Source organism: Methylobacterium adhaesivum (assembly GCF_022179065.1).
GTDB classification, from domain to species: Bacteria; Pseudomonadota; Alphaproteobacteria; order Rhizobiales; family Beijerinckiaceae; genus Methylobacterium; species Methylobacterium adhaesivum.
The window spans coordinates 1-11,378 of sequence record NZ_BPQD01000047.1 but is presented as its reverse complement, the minus strand read 5'-3'; the positions used below and the strand labels follow the sequence as shown (position 1 = coordinate 11,378).

Here is an 11,378-nt window from a genome sequence, read left to right as displayed (position 1 = left end):
GGCCCGAAGGGCGGACGTCTCCGAAAGACCGTCCAGAATCGAGGAATTGCTTGAGGACACTGGCATTGACCCGTTGTTCGCCTGATGCCGCCAGAACGGGCCGACCCGTCGCCACACACGGCGCCGGAACCCCCTCACAACGGCTCTGGATCCCTGGACCGAACCGGGACCCTTGAATCCGCACTTATAACGTCCTTACCCGATTTTGCCACGCATGGGGTCAAAGCCGGCCGGTCGCCGCCCACATGACAGGAGCCATGCCCCGGCGTAAGGGCAGCGGCATCCACCCCGCTCGACGAGGGACCTCATGCCGAATCGTTCGATCCCGGAGCGGTGTGGAAGACAGACCATGCGTTTTCTCTCCGCCTTCGGCCGTCCGCGCCCCGTGACGGCCGCTCTCCTCGGCCTCGCCTTCGCGGGTGTCCCGGCGACGGGCACCGCCGTCGCCGTGGAGGCCCGGCACACCCGCGGGACCGAGGCGGCAGACTTCACGTTCGCGTGTCCGGGGCCGCAACCGTGTCGTCCCCAGGCCGGTCCGGGTCCTGCCGACCGGCAGGTCGATCCCTTCGAAGGCTCCCTCGGGCGTCCCTGTGCCTATCGTCGGCGCGAGACGCCGTCGGGCCCGCGCAAGGTCCGGGTGTGCTTCTGATTCGCGCCCTCGCGCTCCTCGTTCTGCTGGCCGGGCCGGCTGCGGCGTTCCCATGCGGCGATCACTTCGCGGACGGGCGCCGGCCCGACCTCGTCAATCCGAAGCTCGCACGGGCGACGACGCCGCTCTGCTACGATGCCTTCGCGGTGCTGTATTCCGGCCTGTCGCGCACGCCGGTCTATGCCGCCGAACACCTCACCCGGGCGAGCGTCGCGGCGGCCCGCACCGTCGACCGCGTCGACGCCTTTCACGACGAGGACGCCCTGCCCGAGGCCGATCGTTCGCGCCTCGACGATTACGTCCATAGCGGCTTCGACCGGGGCCACATGGCGCCGGCCGGCGACATGCCGACGGGCGTCGCCCAGGCGCAATCCTTCACCCTCGCCAACATCGTGCCCCAGGATCGCGCGATGAATCGCGGCCTCTGGGCAGCCATCGAGGAGAGCGTACGCCGCCTCGCGACCGAGCGCCGCGCGCTCTTCGTCGTTACCGGCCCGATCTTTGGCGGTGACAGCGTGCAGGCGATCAACGGCCGGGTGCTGGTGCCGACACAGCTGTTCAAGGCCGTCTACGACCCGGCCCGGGGGGAGGCGGGGGCCTACCTCGTGCCCAACCGCGACGACACCGATTGGCGCAGCGTATCCCTCACCGAGTTGCGCGGCCTCGCCGGGATCGACGTGTTCCCGGGGCTCCCCGACGCGGTCAAGGGCCGGGCTATGACCCTGCCCGAACCGCGCACCTTCTCGCGGGGCGACGAGGCCGGCGCAGCGCCGTGCGGACGCCATCGCGACGGCGACTCGTTCGAGGCCTGGGCCCGGGACCAACTGCACCGCCTCGCCCGGCGCCTCTGGCGCGACCTCATGCGGGCGATCTTCTGAGGACAGTCCGGATGACGCCGAAACCTCCCCCCGCTCCGACCCCCATGTTCCGACCCTATGCCGATGCCGCCGCCGTGCAGACCATCGGCGGCCTGTCCCTCGAGAACGGCCCCGACGTCATCGCGGTGCACGGCTCCCTCGATCTGACGCGGGATCGGGTCGGCCTCGACCGAGCCCGTGCCCTCCAGGCGGCGATCACCGCCATCGTCGAGGCGCTCTCGGGTTCGGACCTGCCCGACGAGGCGGCGGCGCCGGTCGAAAAGCCCGGTACGGTGCGCAACCCGTTCGCCTGACGGCACGCCCGATCTTCTTGCCGGTCCGGCGCCGCCCTGATACTCCGGCGCAACACTCATCCGCGAAGCGCACCACTCCGGACCATGGACCGGGAGCGGCGCGCCAACAGCGAGCACCGGATCATCCGGTCGCGACCGCGCGAGGCCCGGCCGGCTCCACCAGGGGTCGCCGCGGGGCCGCGCACCCCATCATTCGGCATCGGCCAGACCCGCGAGGGAACCGATCCCGCAGTTTCGAGGATACCGGCATGGCGCGCGAATTCATCTACCACATGAAAGGTCTGACCAAGACCTATACCGGTGGCAAGAAGGTCTTGGACAACATCAACCTGTCGTTCTACCCGGACGCCAAGATCGGCGTTCTGGGCATCAACGGATCGGGCAAGTCCACCCTGCTCAAGATCATGGCCGGCATCGACACGGAGTGGACGGGCGAGGGCTTCGTCGCCCAGGGCGCGCGCGTCGGTTACCTGCCCCAGGAGCCTCAGCTCGACCCCAACAAGTCGGTCCGCGAGAACGTCATGGAGGGCGTCGCCGAGAAGCAGGCCCTCCTCGACCGCTACAACGAACTCGCCATGAACTATTCCGAGGAGACGGCGGACGAGATGACCGCCCTCCAGGACCAGATCGAGGCGGCCAACCTCTGGGAGCTCGATTCGAAGATCGATCAGGCCATGCTGGCGCTCGGCTGCCCGAGCGACGAGCAGCCCGTGGCCACCCTGTCGGGTGGTGAGCGCCGCCGCGTCGCCCTGTGCAAGCTCCTCCTGTGGGAGCCCGAGTTGCTGCTCCTCGACGAGCCCACCAACCACCTCGACGCCGAGACGGTGAACTGGTTGGAGGGCCACCTCAAGCAGTATCCCGGCGCGATCCTGATCGTGACCCACGATCGCTACTTCCTCGACAACGTCACGAGCTGGATCCTCGAACTCGACCGGACGCGCGGCTACCCCTACGAGGGCAACTACTCGGCCTGGCTCATCCAGAAGCAGAAGCGCCTCGCCCAGGAAGGTCGCGAGGACATGGCCCGCCAGCGCGCGATCAATCGCGAGCAGGAGTGGATCGCCGCCTCGCCCAAGGCCCGGCAGTCGAAGTCCAAGGCCCGCATCACCCGCTACGACGAACTCGTGGCCAAGCAGAACGACAAAATTGACGCGTCGGCGCAGATCGTCATCCCCATCGACGAGCGACTCGGCAACAACGTCATCGAGTTCCAGAACCTCAACAAGGCGTTCGGGGACCGCCTGCTCATCGAGGATCTGTCGTTCAAGCTGCCGCCGGGCGGCATCGTCGGCGTCATCGGCCCGAACGGTGCCGGCAAGACGACCCTGTTTAAGATGATCACCGGCGGGGAAAAGCCGGACGGCGGCACGATCTCCGTCGGCGAGACCGTGCGTCTCGGCTACGTCGACCAGTCGCGCGACGCCCTCGATCCGGGCGCCACGGTCTGGCAGGAAGTGTCGGGGGGCAACGACATCATCTATTTCAACAAGCGCGAGATCAATTCCCGCGCCTACTGCGCCGCCTTCGCCTTCAAGGGCTCCGACCAGCAGAAGAAGGTCGGCACTCTCTCGGGCGGTGAGCGCAACCGTGTGCACCTCGCCCGGACCCTCAAGGGCGGCGCCAACGTGCTGCTCCTCGACGAGCCCACCAACGACCTCGACATGGAGACCCTGCGGGCCCTCGAAGAGGCCCTGGAGGATTACGCGGGCTGCGCGGTGATCATCAGCCACGATCGCTGGTTCCTCAACCGCATCGCCACCCACATCCTCGCCTTCGAGGGCGACAGCCACGTCGAGTGGTTCGAGGGCAATTTCTCGGATTACGAGGAAGACAAGAAGCGTCGTCTCGGCGCCGATTCGCTGATGCCGAAGAAGATCAAGTACAAGAAGTTTTCGCGATAAGCGGACATCTCGAACCACCCTTCCCCGGTCACGGGGGAGGGTGCCGACCGCCGAGGTAAGCCGAGACGAAGTTCCGCAGGAAAGGCGACTTTTCCCGCAGGGAGGAAAGTGAGCCCACGCGGAGCCCGGTTGCCCCGAAGGGAGCGCTTACGGTCTCAGGCCCGCGCGCTGAGGGCCAGCGCCTCGCCGAGATCCCGCACATCCGTGAGCTTGCGCCCGCGCCGCCTGAGATCCGCCAGCAGCGTCCGGTCGGGGAACGGACAATAGGGCAGGGTGGGCACCGTCTCGCCGGGCGGCAGGGTCCCGGCCGCGAGTTGCGCCAGCACGCCGTCGAGGAGCATCCGCCCGTGCTCGTGCAGGATCACCGAGGCCCGCGTCGCCGTGGTGTCGGCGGGCAACGTCACGGCTTCCTGGGCCAGGATCGCTCCAGCATCGATGGTGACCGCGAGGCGATGCACGGTGACGCCGAAGGCCAGGTCCGGCTCCGCCAGGGCATGGATCGTCGGCACCGGTCCACGGTGGCGCGGCAGTAGGCCCGGATGGACGTTGACGCCGCCGAGCGGCGCCAGCGCCAGGGTGGCTCCCGACAGGATCTGGTCGAAGTGGAAGGTGACGATCGCATCGGGGGTGTGCCGCGCGAAGAAGGCCGCGACCTCCTCCCCGTTGACGTCGTCCACCGTGAGCGTCGGAACGCCGAGACTGCGGCACAGTGATCGCAGGGGTGTCGCGGACGCAGCGTTTTTCGCCCCCGCGAGGCGGCGCGTCAGCCCGGACAAAGGCGAGAGCAGGTCCGGCACCCCGAAATTCACGCCGAGATAGGGCAGGATCGCCGGTCCGGAGCGGGCGAGGTGCCGGCGCACCTGTCCAACGAGGCCGCCCGAACTCGGGCGCTCGGCATTCGACAGGCCGACGAAGGCGATGTCGGCGGCGTGGTCGGTGACGAAGCGGCGCACGGCCCGTGCATTCGGCAGGGCCTCGAGGACGAACAGGGCGAGGCGGGGGCGGGTCACCGGCCCGTCCGGATCTTGAATTTGAACCCGCTCATGCCGAGGCGCCGCAGGGACTCGGGCAAGAGGGCGGAGCCCCGGGCGAGCGCCGCAATGAGCCACGGGAAGGCGACAATGTCCCGGTCCCGCGCCAACCCCCTGGCGATGCGGGCGGCGGCGTCCGCCGCTTCGATCTCCATGGGGCGCCAGCCCTGATATTCGCCACCCATGGCGGTCCGGACGTAGCCCGGCGTCACGACGTTGATCTTGACCCCGTGGGGTTTCAGCTTCTCGCGCAAGGCGAGACCATGGGCGAGGAGGGCGGCCTTGGTGCCGCTATAGGCCGGCGCATCGGGGAGCGGCGCGAAGGCGGCGAGCGACGAGACCAGGGCGATCTGCCCGGCGCCCCGCGCACGCATGAGATCGACGCACGGGAGCGCGACGTTGAGGGCGCCGTCGAGATTGACCGAAACGGTCTCGAACGCCATGGCGGCGGTCTCGACATCCCCCCCCGGATCGCCGCCGTTGATGGCCGCATTGACGATGACGAGGTCGAGGGGATGAGCCGTATGCGCCGCCCGGAGCCAGGCGGCGATTCCGGCCCGATCGCGCACGTCGAGGCGTTCGGTCTCGACGCCCGCGCCCAAGGCACGACAGGAGGCCGCGACGGCATCGAGGCGCGCGCCGTCGCGACCGTGCAGAATGAGGGTGGTGCCGGGCGCCGCGTAATGACGGGCGAGGGCCGCGCCGATGCCGCTCGACGCACCGGTGATCAGGATGACGGGCATCGGTTCTAACGGGTTCTCGGAAAGGAGCTGGTCGGTCAGTAGACCGGCGCGAAGTCCTGCGTGTCGCCGGCCTCGGCGCGACCCGCCTGGGCGGCGGCCAGCGCCGCAGCGGGGAGGGTGGCTTCCAGACGGGGCACCGTGCCGGCGACGGCCCGTGCGATGGCCTCCCGCGAGAAGAAGCCGCCGTTGACTTGAGTGCGGTGGAGAACGACGCGGCGGAAATCCCGCATCAGGTCCGCGTCCGGCGCCACCGGCGCCGTCCAGAACGTTCCGAGGCCGCCCGGATGGGTGAGGCCGGGGAGGTTGTAGATCGCCTCGCCGGTGGCGAGGGTCGGGCGGCCGAGTTCGAGGGACAACATGCCGACGGTGCTGTTGACGAGCACGACGCCGCGGCTGCCGGCGATGAGGCTCGGCAGGTCGCCGCCGTCGATGATGTCGAGGCGGTCGTTGACCCCGTGGCGCTTGGCCGAATGCCGGGCGTACTTACGCCAGTTGATGAGGCCGCTGTCGAGGGGATGGAGCTTGATCAGGAGCCGCGTCGCGCCCTCCGAATCGGCGGCGAATGAGGCGATCACCCGGTCCATGAACGCCTCAACCCCGAGGAACGGGGAGTGGACGCGGATCTGATAGTCGCTGTCGAGCTGGAGCGGCAGGAGGAAGTAGTCGACGCCGACCGCCGTGTAGGCCTCGTTGAGGCGAGCCGCCTCGCGCCGCGTATGGGCGCGCCGGGCGAACTTCTTGATCCAGCCGGCATATTCCACCGCGATGTGGTTCGGCCGATGGCTGCGGAAATGCGGGAAGAAGTACGGGAACCCGAAATTGGCGATGTTGTAGGCCACGTCCCAGAGACTGCGGCGCGCCATGTCGCCGCTCGACGGCATCGCGCGACCCGGCTGCGGCAGACGCCGCGCCATGGCACGGATCTCCATGGCGGTCTTGGGCAGGGACGAGTGCCCGTTCACACCGCCGAGTTCACAGGTGATCCAGTTCGGCCGAAGATACCCCTCCTCGAACACGTGCAGGCGCACGCCCGCCGGTTCGGCCGCCGCGCGGGCGGCGACGTGATAGGGCCGGCAATCGCCGAACAGGATGATGTCTGTGACCCCGTGCCGGGCGATGTAGTCGGCGACGTAGCCGCCCCAATTCTCGAACGACCCGCGATAATTGTCGGCGGGCAGGCGCCAGAACAGCCAATCGCCGGAAGAGAAATTGATCCGCCGGACCCGGTGGCCGCGCTCCTCGAGGGCACGCCCGAGGTCGGAAAAGAACGGGGAGGCGACGCCCTGCAGGAACAGGAACGTGGCGGGTCCGTCGCGATGCGCGGGGGCGCGGGGTTGGAGCATTCGGAGGCGCAGGGTCCTGAAGCCCGGGAAGAACCGGGCGAATGTCACGAGCGAAGACGTCGCATAGCCGTCCAAAGGCAGCAATCTTAAGGCACGATGAGGTGAGACGATTTTTAATCCCTGTGCCCCGCGCGCCACGCCGGATCGGTGGATGCCCGGCGAACGGATCGCGCGGGCTTTTCCAAGGAAGCGGGTGCCCCTTCGCAAATCAATGCTTTAGAGCCTGCACCATCGGGCCGGATGCGGCCCTCCCGTGCCGGTCGGACCGTTTTATCTTGAGCGAAGCGTTCATGCGCCCGAGCCCGCCGCCCTCCCTGTTTTCCACAGGCCGAACCATCCGGTCGCTGCGGGCGCAGATCGAAGCGGCGACGCAGGGCCGGTTCGCGCAGCCGTTCCGGCCCGGCGCCGTCGCGGTCGTCTGGGGCAGACGCAGCGCGGCGGAAGCCCTGAGCCGCCTCGGGCGGCCGGTGCTACGTGTGGCGCCGGGCCCAGCCTTGAGCCCCTACGATACGCCCGCGACCGGGCTCGCGAGCCTGCGCCTCACCCTCGACGGAATGCCGTTCGGCGGCGTGCCCGCCGGAGGGGCCCTAGCGGACCGGCTGAGCGCCCTGCGCCTGCACGGGCGGAACCGCTTCCCCGGCGGCGGCGATGCCGTACCCGAGGGCACAGCCCTGATCCTCCTCGACGGGAACGCGACGCCGGCCCGAAACCGGGACTTCGTCGCGAGGGTGCTCGCGCGCCATCCCGGAACGGCGTTCGTAGTAGCCGGCCCCGAGGGCGGCGGGGGCGTCCGCTCAACGCCGCGCCTGCGGGTGCTGCACGATCCCATTGACCCCTGGGCCGCCTGCGCATCGGCGGCGCGGGTCTTCGTGGCCGACGCCGTGAGTGCCTGTACGGCGCGCCTGTCCGGTGCCGACGTCTTCGAGGACGGCCCGACGACGGGGATCGAGGACGCCTTCGGTGTCGGCGTCCACTGGTTCGACCCATGGACCCGGACCCCCATCGCCCGGGAGGACTGCCTCGACAGGATCGCATGGCTGCGGGCGCGGTTTCGCGACAACGACCGGCCGACGGTGCTCGTCGGGATCTCGCGCTGGAAGCGGCCCGGCCTCGATGCCTTCACCACCGGTCCGTTCGGGCCACCGGTTCACGCCATGGGCGCCGAAGAGGCGATCCGCCTGGCTCCACCCGGCGCCCGGGTCCTGGCCTGGGCGACGCGGATGCCCGATCACCTTGAAGACCTGTGCGCCAAGGCCGGGCTTCCGCTATCGCGGGTCGAGGACGGGTTCCTGCGTTCCGTCGGCCTCGGCGCCAGCCTCCAGCCGGGCGCCTCCATCGTCGTGGACGATGCCGGCATCTATTACGATCCGCGCCGGGACAGCCGCCTCGCCCTCATCCTCAAGGGTGCCAGCTTCCCGCCCGACCTCGTGGCCCGGGCCGAGGCCCTGCGGCGCCTCGTGATCGCGCGGCGCCTGACGAAATACAATGTCGGCCTGTCGGACGATTCCAACAGCTGGCCGACGGACCGGCGCATCGTCCTCGTACCGGGGCAGGTCGAGGACGACGCCTCCGTGCGGCACGGCTCGCCCGTGGTGCGCTCGAACCGCGCCCTCCTGGCGGCGGCCCGCGCCCGCAACCCCGATGCGTTCCTCCTCTACAAGCCGCATCCCGACGTGGAGGCCGGCTTCCGGCCAGGCAAGATTCCGGAAGCCGAGGCCCTGACGTTGGCTGACCGCATCGTCGGCGGCCTCTCCATCGTCGATCTCCTCGACCGGGCGCACCACGTCGAGACCATGACGTCGCTCGCCGGCTTCGAGGCCCTGATCCGGGGTCTCACCGTGGCGGTCCACGGCCGCCCGTTCTATTCCGGCTGGGGCCTCACGGAGGATCTGGCCCCCAATGCCGATCGCGGACGCCGCCTCGCCCTCGACGAACTCGTCGCCGGAACCTTGTTGCTCTATCCGCTCTACCTCGATCCCGTGGCCATGAAGCCGTGCTCGGCCGAGCAGCTCCTCGACCGTCTCGCGCAGGAACGCGACGCGGCCGCCCCCTCGGCCCTGGCGCTCAGCCAGCGCACCCTCCTGACCATGCGGGCGCGCTACGTCGTCCTCAACCCCATCGTCCGGGCCCTGCGCGCCCGGCGCGGGATCGCGCGTCCGCCGAAAGGCGACGCTCCGGAATGAAGGCCGATCCCGCGTGATCCTCATCGCCCTCAGCTTCACCCTCGCCGCCAGCCTCGCCATCGAGGCGTTCGACGGGCGCGGGGTGCGCCCCATCAGCCGAAATCCGGGCGACCTCGCCCTGCGGCTCGCGGCCTACGCGCTTCTCTTCGCGTTCTGGTTCGCGTTCTCCTGGCGGCCCTGGCTCGCGGCGTTCTCGTGCGTGCTCACCGTGGCGATCCTCGCGGTGGTGAGCCGGCTCAAGCGCGGCGTCATCGGCGAACCCCTGGTGTTCAGCGATTTCGCCCTCCTGCGTCAGGTGCCACGCCACCCGGAGCTCTATTACACGCGGCCGCTCACCGACCCGCGGATGGCCGGCCTACTTCTCGCCAGCCTCCTCGCCGTCGCCCTGTGGTACGGGATTGAGCCGGCCGCCCTGCCGCACGAGCCCAGCGTCGCGGTGCTGGCGGTAATCGCCCTGCCGCTCGCCCTGTGGACCCTCGTGCAGCTTTCCGGATACGGCGCCCTCGGCCGCCGGCTCGCCACCCGCTTCCCAGCGCCGGACCTGGAGCGGGACGTCGCCCGCTCCGGCCTGCCGGCGACGATCCTGGCTTATGCGGCGCGCTGGCGGAGCACGCGGCCGGACGAGGAGTCCGGGCCCGCCGATCCACTCGGATCGACGGAGGCACGGGACCGCGTCGTGGTCGTGGTCCAGCTCGAATCCTTCGTCGATCCCGTGCGCCTCGGCGGACCGGCCCTGCCCCTCATGGACACCCTGCGGGCGCGCGCCACCCAGTACGGCCGCCTGCGGGTGCCGGCCCACGGCGCCTACACCATGCGGACGGAACACGCGGTGCTGACGGGGCGCACGCCCGAGAGCCTCGGCTTCGGGGTGTTCGACCCCTACCTCGCGCAAGGGGGCGCGGAGCCGACGAGCCTCGCCCGGCTGGCGCGGCGCGTCGGCTTCGAGACGGTGTTCATCCATCCCTTCCACCGCGACTTCTTCGGCCGCGCCTCGGTGATGACGCGCCTCGGCTTCGATCACCTCATCATGGAGGAGGCGTTCACTGGTGCGCCCCGCATCGGCCCCTATGTCGGCGACGTGGCCCTGGCCGAGCGGGTCCTCGCCGAGGTTCGGGCCCGCACCGCTCCCCTGTTCGTGTTCTGCGTCACCATGGAAAATCACGGGCCGTGGAAGCCCGGACGCCTGCCCGGCCTCGACGATCCGCACGCGCAATACCTCCACCACGTCGCCCATACGGGGGATGCCGTGGCGGCGCTCATCGCGGGGCTCGAGGGCCTGCCCGCGACCCTCTGCGTGTTCGGCGATCACGCGCCATCCCTGGCCTCCTGCCGGCCGGGCTTCGGCGGCACGGCGACGGACTACGCGCTGCTGCATTTCGGGGACGCGGCAGTAGCGCCCCTGCGGCGCGACCTCACGGCGGACGCCCTCGGGCGGAAGCTACGCGCGGAACTCTCCCCAGCCTAAGCGTGACCGTGCCACCCTCGTGACGCATTGTTGGCCGAGGGGTTTGGGGAAATGGACGGTTGCAGACGCTCGCGGCAACGATCGATTAAGGTCATGGCAGCGTTTGGCGCCTACAGCTTCGCTCCGGAGACCCGATCGGCGCAGATCCCCTGATCCCGCTCCGGCATCGGACTTCGGCGGGGGCCTGCTCTCCCGGGGTTCGCCGGGGCTGACGGATCGGTCTGGGCAGGCCATCGGATCCAACATCATACATGAGCGCCGCCCCACCGGCGTCGCGAGACGGACGGCACCGCCGGACCACGCTCCGCGCGGAACCGGCCAGGAGAACAGAATGGTTCGCACGGTGGCTCTCGCAGCCCTGACGGCATGCCTCGTGTCGGGCTGCACCTCGATCCTTCCGGGTTCGGGTCCGACGACCGGTGCCATCGTCGATGGGGCTGACGTGTCGACGAGCGAGGGCACCTTCGCGCGCTACGAGATCGTCGACCTGAGCGCGGCCACCGTCGAGGCTCTGCGCGGACGGGCGCTCGACAGCCTGCTGGCCTCCTTCGGCGATCACCGCCCCTCCGTGGAGCCCGTCATCGGGGTCGGCGACTACGTCGCCGTCTCCGTGTGGGAGGCGGGCTCGGGCGGCCTGTTCTCCGGGCCGCTCTCCGCCGACCGCTTCTCCGCCGGCTCCAAGTCCGCCACCATCCCCGAGCAGGTCGTCGCGCGCGACGGCGCCATCTCGGTGCCGTATGCCGGGCGCATCCAGGTCGCCGGCCGCCGGCCCCAGGACGTGCAGGCCCTCATCGAGACCGAGCTCGCCGGCAAGGCGATCCAGCCCCAGGTCCTCGTCTCCGTGACGAAGCCGATTTCGCAGAGCGTCACCGTCTCGGGCGAGGCCGTCACC

Annotated in this window: 10 protein-coding genes; 7 read left to right on the top strand and 3 right to left on the bottom strand. The window is 69.9% G+C overall.

Annotation, left to right across the window (positions count from 1 at the left end):
• Positions 1-349: 349 nt before the first annotated feature.
• The 4 genes from MFF01_RS21395 to ettA all read left to right on the top strand — a co-directional run bounded on the left by MFF01_RS21395 (position 350) and on the right by ettA (position 3,721).
• Entirely contained in the window at positions 350-649 is a 300-nt protein-coding gene (locus tag MFF01_RS21395) for a hypothetical protein (protein ID WP_238228423.1), read from the top strand.
• Positions 640-1,527 carry a DNA/RNA non-specific endonuclease gene (locus tag MFF01_RS21390; RefSeq protein ID WP_373319835.1) on the top strand — a complete coding sequence of 296 codons (888 nt, stop codon included), beginning with the start codon at positions 640-642 and terminating at the stop codon, positions 1,525-1,527. The genes MFF01_RS21395 and MFF01_RS21390 overlap by 10 nt, the downstream gene beginning before the upstream one ends.
• An 11-nt stretch (positions 1,528-1,538) precedes the next feature.
• Positions 1,539-1,820, top strand: a complete 282-nt coding sequence (locus tag MFF01_RS21385) for a hypothetical protein (protein WP_238228422.1) — start codon at positions 1,539-1,541, stop codon at positions 1,818-1,820.
• 248 nt (positions 1,821-2,068) lie between these two features.
• Complete coding sequence (gene ettA / locus MFF01_RS21380; protein WP_238228421.1) at positions 2,069-3,721, top strand: energy-dependent translational throttle protein EttA; 1,653 nt, start codon at positions 2,069-2,071, stop codon at positions 3,719-3,721.
• A 155-nt stretch (positions 3,722-3,876) separates the two neighbouring features.
• Here ettA and MFF01_RS21375 read toward each other — a convergent pair whose 3' ends face one another.
• The 3 genes from MFF01_RS21375 to MFF01_RS21365 are packed head-to-tail and all read right to left on the bottom strand — an operon-like array spanning position 3,877 to position 6,838.
• Positions 3,877-4,731, bottom strand: coding sequence for a formyltransferase family protein (locus tag MFF01_RS21375; protein ID WP_238228420.1), 855 nt, complete (start codon positions 4,729-4,731; stop codon positions 3,877-3,879).
• Complete coding sequence (locus MFF01_RS21370) at positions 4,728-5,495, bottom strand: SDR family NAD(P)-dependent oxidoreductase (RefSeq protein ID WP_238228419.1); 768 nt, start codon at positions 5,493-5,495, stop codon at positions 4,728-4,730. Before MFF01_RS21370 ends, MFF01_RS21375 begins: the two co-directional genes overlap by 4 nt.
• Positions 5,496-5,530: 35 nt before the next feature.
• A complete protein-coding gene (locus tag MFF01_RS21365) occupies positions 5,531-6,838 on the bottom strand; it encodes a capsule polysaccharide biogenesis protein (RefSeq protein WP_238228418.1) in 1,308 nt (435 codons plus the stop codon).
• Between the two features lie 275 nt (positions 6,839-7,113).
• Here MFF01_RS21365 and MFF01_RS21360 point away from each other — a divergent pair, with 275 nt between their 5' ends.
• The 3 genes from MFF01_RS21360 to MFF01_RS21350 all read left to right on the top strand — a co-directional run.
• Positions 7,114-9,021, top strand: a complete 1,908-nt coding sequence (locus MFF01_RS21360) for a capsular polysaccharide export protein, LipB/KpsS family (RefSeq protein WP_444543510.1) — start codon at positions 7,114-7,116, stop codon at positions 9,019-9,021.
• Positions 9,022-9,034: 13 nt separating this feature from the next.
• A complete protein-coding gene (locus MFF01_RS21355; RefSeq protein WP_373319834.1) occupies positions 9,035-10,486 on the top strand; it encodes an LTA synthase family protein in 1,452 nt (483 codons plus the stop codon).
• A gap of 331 nt (positions 10,487-10,817) precedes the next feature.
• On the top strand, positions 10,818-11,378 hold a 561-nt coding region (locus tag MFF01_RS21350), incomplete at its 3' end, for a polysaccharide biosynthesis/export family protein (RefSeq protein ID WP_238228417.1).

Excerpts from the sequence above, each read along its gene's own strand:
- ettA (WP_238228421.1), top strand. The coding sequence starts at position 2,069 with ATGGCGCGCGAATTCATCTACCACATGAAAGGTCTGACCAAGACCTAT.
- MFF01_RS21370 (WP_238228419.1), bottom strand. The coding sequence starts at position 5,495 with ATGCCCGTCATCCTGATCACCGGTGCGTCGAGCGGCATCGGCGCGGCC.
- MFF01_RS21395 (WP_238228423.1), top strand. The coding sequence starts at position 350 with ATGCGTTTTCTCTCCGCCTTCGGCCGTCCGCGCCCCGTGACGGCCGCT.
- MFF01_RS21365 (WP_238228418.1), bottom strand. The coding sequence starts at position 6,838 with ATGCTCCAACCCCGCGCCCCCGCGCATCGCGACGGACCCGCCACGTTC.
- MFF01_RS21385 (WP_238228422.1), top strand. The coding sequence starts at position 1,539 with ATGACGCCGAAACCTCCCCCCGCTCCGACCCCCATGTTCCGACCCTAT.